The following is a 19,501-nucleotide window of genomic DNA, read 5'->3' on the forward strand; positions in this document are numbered from 1 at the left end:
GTGGCCGGGCGGTTGGGTGTGGTGGCCGGGCGGTTGGGTGTGGTGGCCGGGCGGTTGGGTGTGGTGGCCGGGCGGTTGACCGGGCGATTGGCCGGACGCCCGGACGTGCTGGCCGCGCGGCCGGACCAGGCAGCCGGACACGGCGGCCGGCTGCCGGGCGGTTGGCCGGGTTCCCGGGTCCCGCACGTCACCGGCTCCCCGGTCGGCGGACCGGGTGGGCGCGAGGCGCGGCGGCCGGTATCAGTGCAGGTCAGAGCGGCCTGGATTGGTCCGGGCCAGCGGGTTCGGGCAGTTCGCAACCGCCCGGCGCGGGTGGCCTGGACCGTTTCGAGGTGTTTGCCGCGCGGCGTGTGGAGCCGACACCGTAGCCTTGCCGGGGTGACGGAGACCGAGGGGCAGGACAACCCGCGCGTGATCGCCGGCCGGTACCGGCTGCAGCGTCACATCGGCGGGGGCGCGATGGGCGTCGTCTGGGAAGCGAACGATCAGCTACTCGACCGGACCGTTGCGGTGAAACAACTTCTGCTACCGCCGCGGCTCACGCCAGAAGAGGCCGAGCAGGCCCGCAAGCGCTCCTTCCGCGAGGCCCGCCTCGCCGCCCGCCTCCAGCACCCGCACGCCATCACCGTGTTCGACGTGGCCGACGACGACGGCAAACCGGTGCTGGTGATGGAGTACCTGCCCTCGCACAGCCTGGCCGAGGTCCTCGCCGAGCGCGGCAGCCTCCCGCCAGGCGAGGTCGCCCGCATCGGCGCGCACGCGGCGTCCGCCCTGGCCGCGGCCCACGCGGCCGGCATCGTGCACCGCGACGTCAAGCCCGGCAACATCCTGCTCGGCGAGGACGGCATCGCGAAGATCACCGACTTCGGCATCTCCAAGGCCGCCGACGACGGCACCCTGACCGGCAGCGGCCGCTTCGCCGGCACCCCCGCGTTCCTCTCCCCCGAGGCCGCGCGCGGCGAGACACCCGGCCCGGAGTCCGACGTCTACTCTCTCGGCGCCACTCTCTACGCCGCGGTCGAGGGCCGCATGCCCTACGGCGACACCGACAACCAGATGGCGCTGCTCTACGCGGCCGCCGCCGGCCGCGTCGCTCCGCCGGAGCACGCCGGGCCGCTCACCGGCGTGCTCACCCGGATGCTCGACGTCGACCCCAAGGCCCGTCCCACGATGGCCGAACTGGCCGCTGAGCTGGGCAAACTCGCCTTGATGACGGCCACGACCAAGGTCGACCCGGTGCCGCCGCAGAGACCGTCGCGGCGAAGATTCGCCTACGCCGGCGCCGCACTGGCCGTCGTCGCCGCCCTGGTCGTCGCGCTCGTCATCCTGCTGCCCGCCTCGACCGGGGACAACGACGCGCCCGCCGACCAGGCCTCGGCCCCGCCTTCCCCCACGTCCGCGACGAACAGCCCGGCCCCGCCGTCGACCAGCGTCACCACCGTGACCAAGACGGCGACCAGCAGCCCGAGCCCGACCCCGGCCACCGCCTCCGCGGTCCAGGCCGTCAGCGACTACTACGCGATGATGCCGGGCAACACCGACGCCGGCTGGGAGCGGCTCGGCCCGGGGCTGCAAGCCCAGGGCAAGACCCGCTACGTCAACTTCTGGTCCAGCATCAGCTCCATCACCATCGTCGGCGGACCACGGCAGATCGACGCCAGCACCGTCGAGGTCACGGTCGATTTCGTGAAGGGCGGCTCGCACTCCCGCGAGCGGCACCACCTGGGCATGATCGAGCGCGACGGCAAGTGGCTGATCAACACCGACACCCTGGTCCGGTAGAACGGGAGGCGTGGCCTACTCCGCGCTCTCCCACCTGGACTGCCCCCGCTGCCACCTGACCCACGACGCGGACCGCGTGCAGGGCCTCTGCACCTGCGGCTCACCGCTGCTCGCCCGCTACGACCTGGCCGCCACCACGGTGACCAGGGACGAGATCGCCGGGCGCGAGCCGACCCTGTGGCGCTACCACGAGGTCCTGCCGGTCCGGTCGGCCGCGAACGTGGTCTCCCTCGGCGAGGGCGTGACGCCGCTGCTGCTGCTGCCCACTTACGGCGCGCAGGTCGGCGTGCCCGGCCTGCTGATGAAGGACGAGGGCCTGGTCCCGACCGGCTCGTTCAAGGCGCGCGGCGCCGCGGTCGGCGTGTCCCGCGCCGCCGAGCTGGGCGTCACCGGGATAGCGATGCCCACCAACGGCAACGCCGGCGCCGCCTGGGCCCTCTACGCCGCGCGCGCCGGCCTGCGCAGCCTGATCGCGATGCCGGTCGACGCGCCGGCGATCACCAGGGCGGAGTGCCAGGTCAGCGGCGCCGAGCTGTACCTGGTCGACGGCCTGATCTCGGACGCCGGCAAGCTGATCCGCGACGCCGTCGCCGAACGCGGCGGCTACCAGGACGTCTCGACGCTCAAGGAGCCGTACCGCATCGAGGGCAAGAAGACGATGGGGTACGAGATCGCCGAGCAGCTCGGCTGGCGCGTGCCGGACGTGATCGTGTACCCGACCGGCGGCGGGGTCGGCATCATCGGCATCCACAAGGCGCTGCTGGAGATGCGTGAGCTGGGCTGGATCCCGGACGGCAAGCTGCCGCGGCTGGTCGCGGTCCAGGCCACCGGGTGCGCGCCGATCGTGGACGCGTTCCAGCGCGGCGCCCGCGAGTCCGAACCGGCCGTCGGCGCGCGCACGATCGCCTTCGGGATCACGGTGCCCAAGGCGCTGGGCGACTTCCTCGTGCTGGACGCCGTCTACTCCACCGGGGGCACCGCGATCGCCGTCAGCGACGAGGAACTGCTGGCCGAGCAGGGCAACCTCGCGCGCGCCGAGGGCACGTTCGTCTGCCCCGAGGGCGCCGCGTGCTTCGCCGCGGTCCGCGAACTCCGCGGATCGGGCTGGCTGTCCGCGGACGACGAGGTCGTCGTCCTCAACACCGGCGCGGGCGTCAAGTACCCGGAGACGGTCGAGGTGTCCGTGCCGGTGCTGGCCAAGGACGGCGCGATCCCGCCTCAGGGCAGGTAGTACATCGGGTTCGGCAGCTTGACCGGCCGCTCCGCGTGCCCGCCGTCGAGGTCGCTGTACTGGTCGCCGAGGTTGAGCACGATCGTCTCGCCGGTGGCTTCGATGTGCGCCCGCGTGCCGGACTTGTACTGCACGGTGTCGCAGGTCAGGCCGCACGCCAGGTAGTCCGGCGCGGTGGTCTCCGGCTTGAAGAACGCCGCCGCGGGCGCCGGGTAGCCCTCGTTCGCCAGGTTCTTCAGCGACGCCGGGCCCTGGTGCTCCTTGCGGCCGGTCAGGAAGTAGACGTCGACGCCGTGCTGTGCGGCCCAGTTCGCCAGTTCGAGGGTCGGCTTGATCGCCGGGAACGCGCCGTCGTTGATCGCCTTCTCCTGCTTGACCGGGTCGAAGCCGAAGTCGTTGTCGGCTTCCCAGCCGTAGGTGACCTCGGAGGTGTCGTCGATGTCGAGCACGATCGCCGGGTTGCGCACGCCCTGCTGGAGGCGGATCGCGAGGTAGCGCTGGGCGCCCTCGACCTGGCGGCGGACGTCGGCGGCCCACTGGCTGCGGTCGGACTCGTGGTGCTTGCCGTCCGCGTCCACCTGGTCGCCGTAGTAGGCCTTGACGTCGAGCTTGACCTGACCGAGGTTGTCCGGCTCGTGGCTGCCGCCCGAGGTGGCGACGGCGGTGGCGCCCCCGGCGACGGTGGCGCCGATCGCGGCAGCGGCGGCCAATTTGACCAAACCGGACATTCTCTCACGCAACACGGGTCCTCCTCGTGAACGGTTGACGACCCGAGAACCTACCCCGGGATCCGCTCCGCGCGACAGAGGAAGAAGTGGGGCGTGCGGCCGATCCGCGTGAGCACCACGCTGGCCTCCTGGTCGCCCGCGAGCTTGAGCCGCTTGCGCAGCGCGTCCGGGTCGATGTCCAGGCCGCGGACCAGGATCTCCAGCCTTCCGACGCCGCGCGCCCGCAGCAGCGAACGCAGCGATTTCTCCTGGTAGTGGCCGTGCTCCAGGACGCGGAAGGCCCGCACGCCGGGTGGCGGCACATCGCCGGTCAGGTAGGCGATCCGCTCGTCGAGCTGCCACAGCCCGTGCCGGGCCGCGTAGTGCTTGACCAGGCCGGCCCGCACCACCGCGCCGTCCGGGTCGACGATCCACTCGCCCGGCGCGGCGGCGCCCGCGTCCGACGGGTCCCGGTCGGTGATCGTCCACTGTGTACCGTCCGAGCGCAGCACGGTCGCTCGACGCTCCGCCGTCGCCAGCCCGGCGCTCCACACGCAGGCCTCCCGCACCTGGCCGTCGAGCGACACCAGCTCGATCTCCGCCGCCCACGGCACGGCCGCCGGATCCAGGCCGGGGGCGCACTTCACGACGAGGTCCCGGCCCGCGTAGGCCTCGGCGAGCTCGTCCAGCGGCGGCGCGAAGTCCGACGGGCGCCAGGTCCGGCGGCCCGCCGAGTCGCGGCGGGCCGGATCGGCCACGACCACCGCGTCCCGGCTGACCGGTCGCAGCGCGTCGGCCTGAACCAGCGGCACGCCGGGGCAGTTGTGCCGCGCCATCGCCAGGCGCACCGGGTCCAGGTCGGAGCCGAGGCACCGTCGGGCGACCCGGGCCAGCTCGGCCAGGTCGGCGCCGATCGAACAGGTCACGTCGTGCACGTCGAGTCCGGTCAGCCGCTCCGCGCGGTGCCGCGCCACCGGCGGCACGCTGGCCTGCTGCAGCGCGTCGCCGGTGTAGAGCCAGGACGGGTCGAGCTTGCCCTTGCGCCGCAGCAGCACGGTCTCCAGCACCGCGGCGAACCGCTCACCGGCCAGCTTGCGCACGGCCGCGACGTCCGCGATCCGGTCGGTCAACGGCAGCTCGGCGACCTGGCCCAGCGCACGCGCGCCTTCCTCCGAGCGGAGGAAGGCGACGTCGTCGAGGGTGAACGCGTAGGGCACTTACGGCTTGATACCGGTGATCATCACGTTGTAGAACAGCTCGCGCGGCAGCACCTTGGACAGCACCTTCTTGTCCAGCGCGGACAGCCGCAGCCACAGCTGGTAGGCGAACATCCGCCACCGCACCGTGAGCTTCTCCTGCGGCACCGCCGCCTCGAACGTGCGGATCGGCCAGCCGGCCAGCGCCGCGCTGAACTCCTCGGTGACCGCGCGGACGTCGACCGCGCCCGCGCCGAGCGCCATGCGCTCCAGCTCGGACGGGTCGAACGTGTGGATGTCGACCACGGCCTCCAGCGCCGCCGCGCGCGAGGACTCGTCCAGCTCCTCCTGCGGGCGCCGCCAGCCGCTCAGCGCCGGGACCTTGGTGACGTTGGTGGTCAGCCACCAGGTCAGCTGGCCGAGCTTGCGCGCGTAGAAGTTGCCGATCTTGGTCGGCTCACCGGCGAACACGAACCGGCCGCCCGGCTTGAGCACCCGCAGCACCTCGCGCAGCGCGCCCGGCACGTCCGGGATGTGGTGCAGCACCGCGTGCCCGACCACCAGGTCGAAGCTGTTGTCCGGGTAGGGGATGCGCTCGGCGTCGGCCACCCGGCCGTCCACGTCCAGGCCCAGGTTCTCGGCGTTGCGCAGCGCGACCTGCACCATGCCTGGCGAGAGGTCGGTGACCGAACCCTTCTTGATCACGCCGCCCTGCATCAGGTTCAGCAGGAAGAAGCCGGTGCCGCTGCCCAGCTCCATCGCGGTCGGGTAGGGCTGGCCCTCCTCGCCCGCGACCGCATTGAACACGTCAGTGGCGTAGGAGATGCAGCGCTCGTCGTACGAGATCGACCACTTCTCGTCGTAGGTGCCTGCCTCCCAGTCGTGGTAGAGGATGTTGGCCAGCTTCGGGTCCGAATACGCCGCCTTGACCTCTTCCTCGGTCGCGTGCGGGTTCGGGGCGGGGTCGGTCACGTCACTTCCCTTCGAAGGTGGCCTTGCCGGGGCCGTTCTCCACGAAGGAGGTCATGCCCGTGGTCTGGTCCTCGGTCGCCCACAGCGCCGTGAACAGCTGCGTCTCCAGCTTGAGGCCGCTGGCCAGGTCCATGTCGAGACCGCCGTCGATCGCGGCCTTGGCCTGCGCGAGCGCGACGGCCGGGCCGTTCGCGAACTGACCGGCCCACTTCTGCGCCGCGGAGTAGACGTCGTCCGGCGCGACCAGCTGGTCGACCAGGCCCAGCGACAGGGCCTCCTCGGCCTTGACGAAGCGGCCGGTGAACACCAGGTCCTTGGCCTTGCTCGGGCCGATCAGGCGCGCGAGCCGCTGCGTGCCGCCCGCGCCGGGGATGATGCCGAGCAGGATCTCCGGCTGGCCGACCTTCACGTTGTCGCCGGCGATCCGGTAGTCCGCGCCCATCGCGAGCTCGAGCCCGCCGCCCAGCGCGTACCCGGTGATCGCGGCGACGACCGGCTTCGGGATCGCGGCGACCGCGGCCACCGTGCTCTGCAGCTTGGCGCCGAACGACCGCATCTCGACGTAGGAGCGGGTGACCATCTCCTTGACGTCCGCGCCGCCGCAGAAGGTCTTCTCCCCGCCGTAGAGGATCACCGCGCGCACGTCGGACCGCTCGGTGACCTCCTGCGCGGCCACCGCCAGCTCGGCCGTGACCTGGCCGTTGATCGCGTTGACCGGGGGCCGCTCCAGCCGGATCGTGCCGATCCCGCCGTCCACCTCGAGCCGTACGAACTCGCCCACGCTGGCATCCTCCTTGATCTTGCCTACCGGCTGGTAGGGCTGACCTTACCGGCGACGCGCGAAGAAGCGGTCACCCGAGCGTTCGAGGACGAGGTCCTGGTCGAACGTCTTGGACAGGTTCTCGGCGGTGAGCACGTCGTCGACCAGGCCCGCGACCACGGCCCGGCCTTCCCGCAGCAGCAGCGCGTGGGTGAAGCCTGGCGGAATTTCCTCGACGTGGTGTGTGACGAGCACCATGGCCGGCGCGTCCGGGTCGAGCGCCAGCTCGGACAGCCGGGCGACCAGGTCTTCGCGGCCGCCCAGGTCGAGGCCCGCGGCGGGCTCGTCGAGCAGCAGCAGCTCCGGGTCGGTCATCAGCGACCGGGCGATCAGGGTGCGCTTGCGCTCGCCCTCGGACAGCGTGCCGTACTCGCGGTCGGCCAGGTGCCGGATGCCCAGCGCGTCCAGCAGCTCCTCGGCGCGGCCGGTGTCCATCGTGTCGTACTGCTCGCGCCAGCGGCCGATCACCGCGTACCCGGCGCTGACCACGACGTCGACGACCTTCTCGTCCCCCGGGACGCGCGACGCGATCGCCGCGGAGGTGAAGCCGATGCGCGGGCGCAGGTCGAAGATGTTGGTGCGGCCGATCTGCTCGCCCAGCAGGTGCAGCGACCCGGTGGTGGGGTGCAGTTCGGCGGCCGCGAGCCGGAGCAGGGTGGTCTTGCCTGCGCCGTTCGGGCCCAGCACCACCCAGCGCTCGTCCAGCTCGACCGACCAGTCGAGGCCGGCCAGCAGGTCGTTCTTGCCGCGGCGGACCCCCACCCCGGCCATCCGCACCACGAGATCGTCAAGGTCGTTCGGCTCGCTCACGGGCCCATTGTGGCCGCCGGGCGCCGCCGGAGTCCCGCCGCCCCCGTACCACTTGGTGGGACGTCACAGCGGGTAGCCGGATCTCGTGGCACGATGCGCTTCGTGAGCACCTCCCGGTACCCGCGGCGCCGCTTCTGGCGCAACCGTGCCGTGGATCTGGTGCTGGTCGCGTCCTGCGGGTGTAGCCCGACGCGGCACGGTCGCTGACCTGCCGCGTCTCGCCACGTCCCCTTTCACGCGACCTTCTGGAGACTTTCGGTGACTTCTGTCCTGCGTTCGACCGAGATCCACCCGCGCCTGATCGGAACCGCGCTCGAGGAGCTGCTGCACCCCGAGCGGCTGCTGTGGACGCCGACCCAGCTCGCCGGCCTGACCCGCACCGTCACGCTGGAGCTGGGTGCGCGGATCTCGGAGTTCCTGCACTTCGACGCCGACCAGCGGTGGTGGGCGCGGCTCGCCCTCACCGAGGGGATCGAGCTGTGGGTGCTGACCTGGCTGCCCGGGCAGGGCACCAAGCCGCACGACCACGGCGGCGCGGCCGGGTCGTTCACGGTGCTGCGCGGCGAGCTGTCCGAGGAGTACCGCTACCCCGGCGGGCCGATCCGGCAGCGCACCCATGTGACGGGCGACGGAATCGGGTTCGGCGCGGGGCGGGCGCACCAGGTGACCGGCGCGGGCGCGGTGCCGTCGGCGAGCATCCACGCCTACTCGCCGCCGCTGGTGCCGACACGCGAATACGCCAGTCTGGCTGACGTGCCCGCCGAGATCCCGCCGCTGCCGGGCATCCTGCGCTGATGAACATCGACGAGATGCTGGCCTCCGCGCGAGCCACCCTGAAGCGGGCCGAGCCCGCCGACGCCTGGCGGCTGCAGGCCGAGGGCGCGCTGATCGTGGACATCCGGCCGATCGGCTACCGCGAGGCCGAGGGCGAAATCCCGGGCGCGGTGCCGGTCGAGCGGATCCACCTGGAGTGGCGCCTCGACCCGGCGAGCGACCACCGGCTGCCCGGGGTGCGCCCGGACCGGCCGGTGGTCGTGGTGTGCAACGAGGGCTACGCGTCGAGCCTGGCGGCAGCCGACCTCCGGCGGCTGGGGTTGTCCCGGGCGACGGACCTGGTGGGCGGTTTTCGGGCGTGGCGGGCTGCCGGGTTGCCGGTGCAGCCGGGTGGCACGCCGGCGGTTCCCTGAGGGGGAGCTGGTTGCTGGGGCCCCCGCGGTGGCGCGGTGCGGTGTGGAGTGGAGTGGCGGGTTGCTGGGGCGGACTGCGCCGCGAAGCGTTGGGGACTGGGGTGCACTGTGCCGCAAACCAGCGCGGGGCTGCGGTGCACTGGCCGCGAAGCGGCAGGAGGCTGCGGTGGGCGGGCGAGTGCGGCGCGGCGAGGACCAGGCCGCGGAGCGGCGGTCCGCTGAGGCGCGCGATTCCGCGAGACCGGACTGGCGCGACGGCAGCTGCTGCCGAGGCAACCAGGCGCTGCGCCGCGAAGCGACCGCCCGCCCGGTGGGCGGGCGCGGAAGCCCGGCACGCCGGTAGCGGGGGCTGCCGGGGCAACCAGCCGGGGTGCGGCGAGGGGGCTGCCGCGGGGAACGTGGCTCGGCGGCAGCTTCCGCAACCCCGGCCAAGCGGGGCGTGCCGATCCCCACGACAGGCACGCCCGCTCACCTACCCCGCGGGGACGCGTCCGCTCGCCTAGTCCGCCGGGAGGAACTTCACCGCGTCTGCCCTCGCGGTCGCGGCTCCCGCGGTCAGCGTGACCGCGCTGGACGTGCCTGCCGGGAAGTCCCACGTGCCCAGCTTCAGCCAGCCGCCCGTCGTGTAGTCGGCGGTCACCGTGCTTGTCTGTCCGTTGTGGACCACCGTCAGGCGCGCCGCCGAATCAGTCGACGGTACCCGGTAGATCCACACGTCGTAGGTCCCACCGGCGCGCAGGTTCGGTCGCCACGTCGCCGTCGAGCCGGGGGTCTGGCTGTACCGCGAGCTGTTCCCGACCGTGAAGCCGGCCAGGGAGCTGTCCAGCCAGGTGCCGGTCTCCGAGTAGCCGTAGTCGGCCGGCGTGTCGTTGTCGACGTAGTACTCGCGCTGGTAGTACCGCACGTAGTCGAACTGCGCGGTCGCCGGGAGTTTGCTCTCGTCGACCGTCTCGTACGCGATCGACGTCAGCCAGATGTTCACGTAGTCGTGCGTGTCGAGGCTCGGCGGGTAGGTCGCGGTGTTCGTCAGCACCCCGTCCACGTAGAAGGCCACCCGGCTTTCGTTCCAGTCGAAGCCGTAGGTGTGCCAGCCCGCCGAGGTGTCGAAGCCCGGGTTCGTCCACTTGCGACCGACGTCGGTCTTCGTGCCGTCCGGCCGCCACGCGTTGACGCCCTGGCTGATGCTGCCCGGCGCACTGGAATTGATCTCGGACTGGTCGATCTCGGTGCGCCGGTCGGGGTTGAACGTCGTGCTCCCGTCACCGGCCATCGCCCAGAACGACGTGTGCCAGCCGGATCCCACGGGCGTCTTCGCGCGCGTCTCGTAGTACCCGTAGCGGAAGGACTGCTTGCTCACCACACCGCCCGCGGTGTAGGCGTAACTGCCGACCTGCTCCTTGCGCAGGTTCAGCGTCAGCACGCCACCGCCCTCCGTGACGTTCGCGGGCAGCTGTGCGCTCTTCACCTTCTGATCGGTGCGGTAGTTCCACTTGGCGCTGTCCACTGTGGAGTCGTTGAACTCGTCGCTGAAGACCAGTGTGTAGCCGGATCCGGCTGGGGTGGTGACCGGGCCGGCCGCCACCGCGGCCGGAGCGGTCACCAGCGCGGCCGCGACCAGCACGGCGGGGACGAGTGCGTACCTCGGCATTGAGGGTTCTCCTTGACCGGTGGGGACTTCAGGCCACGGCGCGGGCCTTGGGCCCGGCCGTCTCCCGCACGACCCGCAGGACGGTGACCAGCGTGATCGTGGCGGTGAGCATCACGTAGAACGCGGGCGAGAGCCGGTAGCCGCTGGCCGAGATCAGCCAGGTGGCGATGTAGGGCGCCGTGCCGCCGAACAGCGACACCGCGATGTTGTACGGGATCGCGATCGCGCCGGAGCGGATGCGCGGCGGGAACAGCTCGGCCATGGTCGCCGACACCGCACCGTCGTAGGCGGCGATCAGCAGGCCGAGCACGACCATGCCGAGGATCGCCAGGAACTCGTTGCCCAGCGACATCAGCAGCAGGGAGGGCCAGGTCAGCAGGATGAACCCGGCTGTGCCGGCGATCAGCAGCGGGCGGCGGCCGATCCGGTCGGACAGCGCGCCGGCGAACGGCACCGCCACCGCGACCACCGCCAGGCACACCGTGGAGGCGACGAACGACTGCACCTTCGTGAAGTGCAGCGTGGTCTGCAGGTAGCTGGGCATGAACGTCTGCAGCGTCCAGTGCGCGACACCCTTGATCACGACCAGCCCGGCCAGCACCAGCATCGCCTTGCCGCCGGTGCGGAAGGTTTCCCGCACCGGGCTCTCGGTGACCTCGCCCCTGGCCTCCAGCTCGCGGAACTCCGGCGTGTCCTGCAGCTTGAGCCGCAGGTAGAGACCGGCCAGGCCGAGCGGCAGCGCGAGCAGGAACGGCAGCCGCCACGCCCACGAGGTCATCGTCGCGTCCCCGAACGACGCGGTCAGCAGCAACGCCAGTCCCGAGCCGAAGACGAACGCGGCGAACCCGAAGGTGTCGGCGAAGCTGGAGAAGAACCCGCGCCGGTTCGGCGGCGCGTACTCGTACAGCACCGTCACCGCGCTGGACGTCTCGCCGCCCGCCGCGAAACCCTGCACCAGCCGGGCGACGACGAGCAGCAGCGGGGCGAGCGCGCCGACCACGTCGTACGTCGGCAGCACACCGATCGCGAAAGTCGCCAGCGACGTGGTGAGCACGACGATCGCGAGCACCCGCTGGCGCCCGATCCGGTCGGCCAGCGGCCCGAAGAACAACCCGCCCAGCGGCCGGATCACGAACCCGGCGGCGAACACCGCGAACGTCGACAGCAGGGCCGCCGTCGGGTCGCCCGCGGCGAAGAAGTTCGCGGCGATGACGGTCGACAGGGTGCCGTAGATACCCATGTCGAACCATTCCACGAAGTGGCCGGCACCCGCGGCCAGCAGCACTTTCCGGCGGGGCACCTGGCCGGTGCTCACGGTTTCGGGCACAGCGACCTGTTCAGACATGACGACCTCGTTGTCCGTGTCGGAGTGGGGATCAGCGGAGTTCCGCTTCCGCGATCATGCGGGAGACGGGAAATTCGACGGTGAAGCCGAGCAGTTTGCGCGCCTTCGCGTTGGACGTCGTGTAGTGCACCGCGGGACCGGGCAGGGACACGTCCTCATAGTCCAGTCCGGCGCGGCGCGCCAGTTCCGGGACCAGCCAGTCGAAATCGACCGAGTCGTCCGCGCCGAGACCGATCACTTCGCCGTCGAGACCGGGGGTTTCCACGGCGGCGACCACACCGGCCGCCAGGTCGCGGGTGTCCAGGATGCCCATCCGGAAGGGCGTCCCGTCCTCGCCGCGCGAGAGCACGAGCTTGGTCGTGCCGTCGTCGTGTGGTTCGAGCGCCGCGACTGCGGCCGCGTTGCCGAACGCCCGCTGCTGCTCGATCTTGCGGTGCAGGAAGAACCTCGGCCCGGAGAAGAAGCTGTCGCGGTCCAGCAGCTCGGCGGCGTCCTGGAAGTGGGAGAACCGCAGCACCACCGCCTCCAGCCCGCGGGTGCGGCGGTAGAAGTCCACGGTGTCCTCGGCGAGCTTCTTCGTCAGCCCGTACGCGCTCGTCGGCGCGCGCGGGTGGTCCTCGTCGAGCGGCTGGTACACGGGTTTGCCCTCGGGGTAGACCTCGCCCGTGCTGGCGAGCACGAGCTTCGCGCCCGCCAGAGCCGCCGCTTCGGCCACGTTCGCGGTGCCGAGCACGTTGGTCTCGAACAGCGCCGCGTCGTCGGCCCGTTGCCAGGACATCCGGGCGGCCAGGTGCACCACCACGTCCGCGCCGCCGCAGGCCGAGATCAGACCGTCCCGATCGGACAGTGGCAGACTGACCGGCGGCGCGACATCGATCGGCACCACCGTGTGGCCGCGTTCTTCGAGCCGTCCGGTCAGCGTGCGGCCGAGCCGTCCCGCGGCCCCGGTGACGGCGATCCTCACCGCACCTCCCGCACGGGCGTGTGCACCGGGCCGAGGTAGCCGAGGCCGATGCTCACGCTGTCGGCCGCCTCGACGATGGTGCGCCCCAGATCGGCCTCCCGCTCGTCGAGCGCGATCGCGGACAGCGCACCGGACAGCGAGATCGCGGCGACGACCGCGCCGGTGTGGTCCCGCACCGGCGCGGCGATGCACGCGCGGCCCAGCGCCAGCTCCTCGATCTCGGTCGAGTAGCCGCGGCTCGCGATCCGCGCGAGGTCCGCGTCGAGCGCCTCGAACGTCGTGATGGTGTGCCCGGTGAAGCCGTGCAGCGGCTCCGGACCCAGCAGTTCCCGGCGCTGTTCCGGCGACAGGCCCAGCAGCAGGCTCTTGCCCATCGCCGTGGCGTGCAGCGGGTTGCGCTGCCCCATCAGCGAAAACGACTTCTGCGCCAGCTGGCCTTCGACGTTGAGCAGGTAGAACAGCTCGGCACCGCGGCGCACCGCGACGTTCGCGCCGAGACCCAGCTCCCACGCCAGCCGCTGCGCGACCGGACGTGCCTGCCGGTAGATCGGGTCGTTGTTGAGCGCGATGCCGGCCATCGTCAGCACCGCCGGGCCGAGCTCGTAGAGCTGGCTCACCGGGTCGCGGCGGACCAGGTCGACCGACTCCAGCGTCGCGAGCAGCCGGGACGTGGTGGAGATGCCCAGCCCGACCTCGGCCGCGACATCCGACACCCGCAGCGCGGGCCGGCCGAGGGTGAAGGCGTTCAGCACGGCCGAGGCCCGCTCCACGCTCTGATTGCCACCGCTTTCGGAAACCATGGCACGAAGTATGCGGAGGCTTTGCACATTCCGCAAGTCCCGTGCAAAGATTGGCAACATGCGCATCGCCGAGGTGACGACCTACGTCTTGAAGCTGTCCGGTCCACAGGCCTACCTGGGGAAGCTGGAGGACGGCAGCGAGCTGAGCGAGGACCGCGGCTACGTCGTGCGCGAGCCGTGGCGCAGCCTCTACTCCGGCCGGTTCGAGACGATGCTCGTCCGCGTCACCGCCGAGGACGGCACCACCGGCTGGGGCGAGGCGCTGGCGCCGGTCGCCCCCGAGGTTCCCGCGGCGATCGTCGACCGGATGCTCGCCGGGTGGCTGACCGGCCGGGAGATCACCGGCGTCCGCCCGCTCTGGCTCGGCCTGCGGGACCTGATGCGTGAGCGCGGGCACCTGGTCGGGCACCAGGCCGACGCGCTGGCCGCGGTCGACATCGCGCTGTGGGACCTCTACGGCAAGCTGACCGGGCTTTCGGTGGCCGACCTGCTCGGCGGCGCGGTGCGCACGCACGTCCCGGCCTACATCTCCGGCCTCGCCCGCTCCACCGACGCCGAGCGCGCCGCACTGGCCGCGGACTGGGTCACCAAGGGGGCGAGCCTGGTCAAACTGGCCCTGGGCAAGCGGATCGAGGCGGATCTGGCCACCTTCGACGCGGTCGCCGAGGCCGCGCCGTCGATGCGGATCGCGGTCGACGCGCACTGGGCGTACCGGATCGGCGAGGCCGTCGAACTGGGCCAGGAGCTGGACCGGCGCAAGGCGCTGTTCTTCGAGGCGCCCCTGGTGCCCGAGGACGTCGACGGGCACGCCGAGCTGGCCAGGCGCATCCGCACGCCGGTCGCGGTCGGCGAGGCCATGCGCAACCGCTACGAGTTCGCCGACTGGCTCGGCCGCCGCGCACTGCGCCTGGCGCAGCCGGACGTGGCGCGCACCGGCATCACCGAGGCGATGTCGATCGCGGAACTCGCGTCGGCCCACCACGTGCCGGTGGCCTGCCACCACTCGGTCGGCCTCGGCATCGCGCTCGCCGCCGGGATCCACGTGTCCGCGGCCAGCGCGGACACGCCGTTCTTCGAGTACCAGCCGGACACCGTCCCGGTCGCGCAGAGCATCCTGCGCACCCCGCTGACCGCCGGGCCGACGGGGTTCGCCGTGCCCACCGGGCCGGGGCTGGGCATCGACGTCGACGCCGACCTGATCACCGAACTCGCGAAGGAGAACTGACCCGTGCCGGACACACCCACCGGTCTCATCCCCATCCTGGCCACGCCGTTCACCGCGGAAGGCGAGCTGGACCTGCCATCGCTGCGGTCGCTGGTGGAGTTCCAGCTCTCCTGCGGCGTCGACGGGCTCGCCGTGTTCGGCATGGCCAGCGAGGGGTTCGCGCTGACCGCGGCCGAGCGGGAGGTCATCCTGCGCGAGGTGCGGGCGATGACGTCGTTGCCGGTCGTCGCCGGGGTCAACGGCACCAGCACGGTGACCGCGCTGGAACAGGTCCGCGCCGCGGGTGACGGCGGGGCGGACCAGGTGATGGTGCTGCCGCCGTTCCTGGCGAAACCGTCGCCGTCGCAGGTCGTCGAGTTCTTCACCGAGGTCGCCGGCGCCGGGGTGCCGGTGATGATCCAGGACGCGCCGGGCGTGACCGGCGTGCCGGTCGACGTCGCCGCGGTGGCCGCGCTCGCCGGGGTCGAGGGCATCACCTCGATCAAGGTGGAGGCGCCGCCGACACCGTCCAAAGTGGCCGCGGTGCGCGATGCCGCGGGATTGGCCGTCCTCGGCGGGCAGAACGCGCAGGCGCTGATCGAGGAGTACGACAACGGCGCGGTCGGCACCATGCCGGCGTGCGAGTTCACCGACTTGCTGCGGTCCATTCTGGACGATCTCGCGGGCGGACGCCGGGCCGAGGCGCGGGCGGAGTTCACCCGGCTCCTGCCGTTGATCCACCTCGGGGTCCGGCCGGGGCAGGCGTGGGCCGTGCACAAGGAGGTGCTGGTGCGGCGCGGGATCATCCGGACGGCCACCGTGCGGCTGCCCGCCCGGCCGCTGGAGCCGATCACCGAGAAGGCCCTGACCGAGGTCCTGGACGAGCTGGTGCTGCCGGCGTGGCGCCGGTGAGGGGCGTCCTGGTCGTCGGCGGCGGCTCGGACATCGGGCGGGCGATCGCCGCGGCGTTCCCGGACGACCACGTGGTCGGCGCCGGGCTGGAGCCGGTGACCGACCCGGCGTTCGGCGAGTACGTGGTCGCCGACTGCGCGACACCGGCGGGCGCGGAAGCGGCCGTCGGCGCGCTCGACCGGCTGGACGTGCTGGTGCTGGCGGCGGCGTCCCAACCGGTGGCGGCCGCCGCGGAAGCGACCGACGAGCAGTGGCGCGCGGCGATCGCGAACACGCTGGACGCGGCGTTCTACCCGGCGCGGGCGGCGCTGCGGGTGATGACGGCCGGGAGCAGCATCGTCGCGGTGACGTCGGTGAACGGCTTCCTGGCCGCGCCCGGCCTCCCCGGCTACGCGGCGGCGAAAGCCGGGGTGGACGGGCTGGTGCGGCAGCTGGCGCTGGAGTACGGCCCGCGCGGGATCCGGGTCAACGCGGTCGCGCCGGGCATGATCGGCTCGGCCGACCTGCCCGCCGTGGCGGAGGGCTACCCGCTGCGCCGCACCGGCGAGCCGCGCGAGGTCGCCGACGCCGTGGCGTTCCTGGCGTCGGCGCGGGCGTCGTTCGTCACCGGCGTGGTGCTCCCGGTCGACGGCGGGCTGTCGATCGCCTCGCCCGCCGCGTTCCTGCGGCCGGACCTGCGCGCCCGCTTCCTCCAGGTGTGATGTCCAGGGAGGTTGGTCAGCCGGGTGGTGAGAGCACTCGTTCGATGGTGACGCCGCGGGTGGCGAACCAGGTCACCGCGCGGCGCAGCACCGCGGTGGCGGTGACAGCGGTTTCGTCGGCGTGGATCTCGGCGTAGGCCACGCGGGACTGGTCGTCGAGCACGGTGTGCACGAACGCGGTCACGATCTTGGGGTTGCGGTAGGAGTTGCGGGGCTTGTCTGGTGTCGCGGCCCGGTTGCGGTCGCCTTGGGCGCGGCCGACGAACCGGTGTCCGCCGCCGCCGGGAACGTTGCCGAACTTGGCGACATCAACATGGCTCAGCGCGCCGGGGTGATCGTGTTCGTAGCGGCTCGCCGGTGACCCGGTCGATCCGGGCCAGGCGGTTGATCCGGCAACGCACCAGCACCGCGTGCACGGTGGAGGCGGGCAGGCCGAGCCGGCCGGCGATCTGGACCGGGCCCAGCCGGCGGCGCCAGCGCTGCGGTGCAGGTCCAGCCCTGTTCGACAATCAGGCGCGCGAGCCGGAGCCGGGTGCCTGGCGTCAGGGTGGGACACGAAGGCCTCCGGTGGGTGATGTGGTTCCACGACAGCTCCACCTCACATCCGGAGGCCTTCACCTGTCTGCACGACAGGCCGTCACCGGTCACCTCGAATCGGAACAACGTCCTTGGACATCACAGCTAGGCCAGCACCACCTTGCCCAGCTCGGCGGGCGTCGCCAGGAGGTCGTGGCGCGGCAGGATCCGCACGGTGTAGCCGAGGGAGCCGGCCCGGGGCAGCCGCAGCGTCGCGGTGTACTCGCCCTCCTGGGACGGCTCCATCCGCACCGTCATGGGCTCCGCCAGCTCGTCCGTGTCACCGACGCGGCCGACCACCGTCTGGACCTCCACTTCGGACGGCGCCAGCCCGGCCAGGTCCACCTTCGCCCGCACGCGCACCTCGTCGCCGACCACCAGGCGCTCCTGCGCCTCCACCGTCAGCTCCGTGTCCAGCACCCGCACCTGCCGCCACACCGCGTCGACCCGCCTGCGGTACTCCGCCAGCGACCGCGCTCCCGCGTAGCCGTCCGCGGTCGCCGCCGCGCTGGTCACCGCCGCCGGGTGGTAGGCCGTCTCCACGTACTCGCGCACCATCCGCGACGCCTGCACCCGCGGCCCCAGCACGTCCAGCGTGTGCCACACCATCGACATCCACCCGCGCGGCACGCCCGCGTCGTCCCGCTCGTAGAACAGCGGCGCCACCTGCTGGCCCAGCAGGTCGTACAGCGCGGCCGACTCCAGCTCGTCCCGGCGCAGCGGGTCGGTCACGCCGTCCGCGGTCGGGATGGCCCAGCCGTTGCTGCCGTCGTAGCACTCATCCCACCAACCGTCCTTGATGGACAGGTTGAGGCCGCCGTTGAGCGCCGACTTCATGCCCGACGTGCCGCACGCCTCCAGCGGCCGCGTCGGGTTGTTCAGCCACACGTCGCAGCCGCGGTAGAGGTAGCGCGCCATCGACATGTCGTAGTCGGGCAGGAACACCATGCGCCGCCGCACCGCGGGGTCGTCGACGAACCGCACGACCTGCTGGATCAGCGCCTTGCCGCCCTCGTCGGCGGGGTGCGACTTGCCCGCGACGACGATCTGCATCGGGCGTTCCTCGTCCAGCAGCAGCGCGCGCAGTCGTTCCGGGTCGCGCAGCATCAGCGTCAGCCGCTTGTATGTCGGCACGCGGCGGGCGAACCCGACGGTCAGCACGTCCGGGTCGAACACCTGGTTCACCCAGCCCAGCTCCAGCGCCGACGCGCCGCGCTGCAGCCACGCGTTGCGCACCCGCCGCCGCACCTCGAGCACGAGCTTCTGCCGCAGGTCCCGCCGCAGCGCCCACAGTTCCTCGTCGGACACGCCCATCTGGCTGGGCAGCTTGCCGTCGTGCCCCCACGCCTTGTGCTTGCCGCCGAGCAGCGCGGTCAGCTCACGCGCCACCCAGGTCGGCCCGTGCACGCCGTTCGTGACCGACGAGATCGGCACCTCGGCGTCGTCGAAGCCCGGCCACAGCCGCGCGAACATGCGCCGCGACACGCGCCCGTGCAGCTGGGACACGCCGTTGGACCGCTGCGCCAGCCGCAGGCCCATGTGCGCCATGTTGAACATGCCCGGGTTGTCCTCGGCGCCCAGCGCGAGGATCCGCTGCAGCTCCAGCCCCGGCAGCAGCCGCCCGTCGCCGAAGTAGTGCTGCACCAGGTCCACCGGGAACCGGTCGATGCCGGCGGGCACCGGGGTGTGCGTGGTGAAGACGGTGCCCGCGCGCACCGCGGACAGCGCTTCGTCGAACGCCAGCCCCTGCTCGCCGATCACCTCGCGGGCGCGCTCCAGGCCGAGGAACCCGGCGTGCCCCTCGTTGGTGTGGAACACCTCCGGCTGCGGGTGACCGGTCAGCTCGCAGTAACGCCGCACCGCGCGCATGCCGCCGATGCCTGCCAGGATCTCCTGGCGGATGCGGTGATCGGCGTCGCCGCCGTAGAGCCGGTCGGTGACGCGGCGCAGGTCCTCGTCGTTGGCCTCGACGTCGGTGTCCAGCAGCAGCAACGGCACGCGCCCGACCTGCGCCTGCCACACCTGCGCGTACAGGTCGCGCCCGCCGGGCATCGCGACGTGCACCAGCACCGGCTCGGAGTCCTCACCGGTCAGCAGCTCCAGCGGCAGCGCGCTCGGCTCGATCACCGGGTAGTGCTCGACCTGCCAGCCGTCCAGCGACAACGACTGCCGGAAGTACCCCGACCGGTAGAGCGGCCCGACCCCGATCAACGGCACCCCCAGGTCGGAGGCCGCCTTGAGGTGGTCGCCGGCGAGCACGCCGAGGCCGCCCGAGTAGTTCGGCAGCGCTTCGTGCACGCCGAACTCCATCGAGAAGTACGCGATCGCGGCCGGCGCCCGCTCCCCCTGCGGGCGCTGCTGGTACCACCGGTCCTCGGTCAGGTAGCGCTCGAGGTCGTCGCTCATCGCGTGGACCCTGGCGAGGAAGTCCTCGTCACCGGCCAGCTCCGTCAACCGCGCCGGCGACACCGCGGTGAGCATCCGGAGCGGGTCCCGCACGCGCCGGAACAGGTCGTCGTCCATCGACGCGAACAGGTCACGGGTCGGCGGGTGCCACGTCCAGCGCAGGTTGGTGGCCAGCGCGCGCAACCCGGCCAGCGGCTCGGGCAGGCTCGCGCGGACGGTGAACCGGCGGATTGCTCTCAT

Annotated in this window: 17 protein-coding genes and 1 pseudogene; 7 read left to right on the forward strand and 11 right to left on the reverse strand. The window is 72.2% G+C overall.

Annotated features, from left to right (window positions below):
* The first annotated feature begins 378 nt into the window (after positions 1-378).
* Together L2C96_RS34955 and L2C96_RS34960 are read left to right on the forward strand one after the other, a co-directional pair.
* Positions 379-1,782 carry a serine/threonine-protein kinase gene (locus L2C96_RS34955; RefSeq protein ID WP_237339222.1) on the forward strand — a complete coding sequence of 468 codons (1,404 nt, stop codon included), beginning with the start codon at positions 379-381 and terminating at the stop codon, positions 1,780-1,782.
* A gap of 10 nt (positions 1,783-1,792) precedes the next feature.
* On the forward strand, positions 1,793-3,013 hold the full coding sequence (locus L2C96_RS34960) for a threonine synthase (protein WP_020421928.1): 1,221 nt from the start codon (positions 1,793-1,795) through the stop codon (positions 3,011-3,013).
* Here L2C96_RS34960 and L2C96_RS34965 read toward each other — a convergent pair.
* The 5 genes from L2C96_RS34965 to L2C96_RS34985 are packed head-to-tail and all read right to left on the reverse strand — an operon-like array spanning position 3,001 to position 7,479.
* Positions 3,001-3,741 (reverse strand): HAD family acid phosphatase, encoded by a 741-nt coding sequence (locus L2C96_RS34965; RefSeq protein ID WP_020421929.1) that lies wholly within the window; start codon positions 3,739-3,741, stop codon positions 3,001-3,003. The genes L2C96_RS34960 and L2C96_RS34965 overlap by 13 nt on opposite strands.
* Positions 3,742-3,791: 50 nt before the next feature.
* Positions 3,792-4,937 carry a class I SAM-dependent methyltransferase gene (locus tag L2C96_RS34970; protein WP_020421930.1) on the reverse strand — a complete coding sequence of 382 codons (1,146 nt, stop codon included), beginning with the start codon at positions 4,935-4,937 and terminating at the stop codon, positions 3,792-3,794.
* A complete protein-coding gene (locus tag L2C96_RS34975) occupies positions 4,938-5,888 on the reverse strand; it encodes a class I SAM-dependent methyltransferase (protein WP_020421931.1) in 951 nt (316 codons plus the stop codon).
* A gap of 1 nt (position 5,889) precedes the next feature.
* The gene (locus L2C96_RS34980) at positions 5,890-6,669 is read right to left on the reverse strand and encodes an enoyl-CoA hydratase/isomerase family protein (protein WP_020421932.1); all 780 of its coding nucleotides are present in this window, start codon (positions 6,667-6,669) and stop codon (positions 5,890-5,892) included.
* 45 nt (positions 6,670-6,714) lie between these two features.
* Positions 6,715-7,479 (reverse strand): ABC transporter ATP-binding protein, encoded by a 765-nt coding sequence (locus L2C96_RS34985; RefSeq protein ID WP_237339256.1) that lies wholly within the window; start codon positions 7,477-7,479, stop codon positions 6,715-6,717.
* A gap of 297 nt (positions 7,480-7,776) precedes the next feature.
* On the opposite strand from L2C96_RS34985, the gene L2C96_RS34990 reads away from it, so the two are divergent.
* Together L2C96_RS34990 and L2C96_RS34995 are read left to right on the forward strand one after the other, a co-directional pair.
* Entirely contained in the window at positions 7,777-8,313 is a 537-nt protein-coding gene (locus L2C96_RS34990; protein WP_237339223.1) for a cysteine dioxygenase, read from the forward strand.
* Complete coding sequence (locus tag L2C96_RS34995; protein WP_237339224.1) at positions 8,313-8,705, forward strand: rhodanese-like domain-containing protein; 393 nt, start codon at positions 8,313-8,315, stop codon at positions 8,703-8,705. Before L2C96_RS34990 ends, L2C96_RS34995 begins: the two co-directional genes overlap by 1 nt.
* 499 nt (positions 8,706-9,204) lie before the next feature.
* On the opposite strand, the gene L2C96_RS35000 is transcribed toward L2C96_RS34995, so the two are convergent.
* From L2C96_RS35000 to L2C96_RS35015, 4 genes are read right to left on the reverse strand one after another with little or no spacing between them, the layout of a single operon-like run.
* Positions 9,205-10,353: a glycoside hydrolase family 16 protein gene (locus tag L2C96_RS35000; protein WP_237339225.1), complete on the reverse strand. Its 1,149-nt coding sequence runs from the start codon at positions 10,351-10,353 to the stop codon at positions 9,205-9,207.
* 28 nt (positions 10,354-10,381) lie between these two features.
* Entirely contained in the window at positions 10,382-11,698 is a 1,317-nt protein-coding gene (locus tag L2C96_RS35005) for an MFS transporter (protein ID WP_237339226.1), read from the reverse strand.
* Positions 11,699-11,729: 31 nt separating this feature from the next.
* Positions 11,730-12,662 carry an NAD-dependent epimerase/dehydratase family protein gene (locus tag L2C96_RS35010; protein ID WP_237339227.1) on the reverse strand — a complete coding sequence of 311 codons (933 nt, stop codon included), beginning with the start codon at positions 12,660-12,662 and terminating at the stop codon, positions 11,730-11,732.
* Complete coding sequence (locus tag L2C96_RS35015; RefSeq protein ID WP_020420179.1) at positions 12,659-13,462, reverse strand: IclR family transcriptional regulator; 804 nt, start codon at positions 13,460-13,462, stop codon at positions 12,659-12,661. Before L2C96_RS35015 ends, L2C96_RS35010 begins: the two co-directional genes overlap by 4 nt.
* A gap of 58 nt (positions 13,463-13,520) precedes the next feature.
* Between L2C96_RS35015 and L2C96_RS35020 the strand changes: the two genes are divergently transcribed.
* Genes L2C96_RS35020 through L2C96_RS35030 form a run of 3 tightly spaced genes read left to right on the forward strand, consistent with a single transcriptional unit; the run spans position 13,521 to position 16,279 of the window.
* The gene (locus tag L2C96_RS35020; protein WP_237339228.1) at positions 13,521-14,687 is read left to right on the forward strand and encodes a mandelate racemase/muconate lactonizing enzyme family protein; all 1,167 of its coding nucleotides are present in this window, start codon (positions 13,521-13,523) and stop codon (positions 14,685-14,687) included.
* A gap of 3 nt (positions 14,688-14,690) precedes the next feature.
* Positions 14,691-15,578 carry a dihydrodipicolinate synthase family protein gene (locus L2C96_RS35025; RefSeq protein ID WP_237339229.1) on the forward strand — a complete coding sequence of 296 codons (888 nt, stop codon included), beginning with the start codon at positions 14,691-14,693 and terminating at the stop codon, positions 15,576-15,578.
* Entirely contained in the window at positions 15,566-16,279 is a 714-nt protein-coding gene (locus tag L2C96_RS35030) for an SDR family NAD(P)-dependent oxidoreductase (RefSeq protein ID WP_237339230.1), read from the forward strand. The genes L2C96_RS35025 and L2C96_RS35030 overlap by 13 nt, the downstream gene beginning before the upstream one ends.
* 19 nt (positions 16,280-16,298) lie before the next feature.
* Here the strand turns inward: L2C96_RS35030 and L2C96_RS35035 are convergent.
* Together L2C96_RS35035 and glgP are read right to left on the reverse strand one after the other, a co-directional pair.
* Positions 16,299-16,758 (reverse strand): annotated as a pseudogene (locus L2C96_RS35035) (transposase family protein); the annotation flags it as partial.
* A gap of 202 nt (positions 16,759-16,960) precedes the next feature.
* Entirely contained in the window at positions 16,961-19,501 is a 2,541-nt protein-coding gene (glgP, locus tag L2C96_RS35040; RefSeq protein WP_020420184.1) for an alpha-glucan family phosphorylase, read from the reverse strand.

This window comes from Amycolatopsis tucumanensis (assembly GCF_021654135.1).
In the GTDB taxonomy this organism is placed as follows: domain Bacteria; phylum Actinomycetota; class Actinomycetes; order Mycobacteriales; family Pseudonocardiaceae; genus Amycolatopsis_E; species Amycolatopsis_E tucumanensis.

Coding starts and splice junctions, on each gene's coding strand:
- L2C96_RS34965 (WP_020421929.1), bottom strand. CDS start 3,741: ATGTCCGGTTTGGTCAAATTGGCCGCCGCTGCCGCGATCGGCGCCACC.
- L2C96_RS34985 (WP_237339256.1), bottom strand. CDS start 7,479: ATGGCCGGGGTGGGGGTCCGCCGCGGCAAGAACGACCTGCTGGCCGGC.
- L2C96_RS34995 (WP_237339224.1), top strand. CDS start 8,313: ATGAACATCGACGAGATGCTGGCCTCCGCGCGAGCCACCCTGAAGCGG.
- L2C96_RS35000 (WP_237339225.1), bottom strand. CDS start 10,353: ATGCCGAGGTACGCACTCGTCCCCGCCGTGCTGGTCGCGGCCGCGCTG.
- L2C96_RS35005 (WP_237339226.1), bottom strand. CDS start 11,698: ATGTCTGAACAGGTCGCTGTGCCCGAAACCGTGAGCACCGGCCAGGTG.
- L2C96_RS35015 (WP_020420179.1), bottom strand. CDS start 13,462: ATGGTTTCCGAAAGCGGTGGCAATCAGAGCGTGGAGCGGGCCTCGGCC.
- L2C96_RS35020 (WP_237339228.1), top strand. CDS start 13,521: ATGCGCATCGCCGAGGTGACGACCTACGTCTTGAAGCTGTCCGGTCCA.
- glgP (WP_020420184.1), bottom strand. CDS start 19,501: ATGAGAGCAATCCGCCGGTTCACCGTCCGCGCGAGCCTGCCCGAGCCG.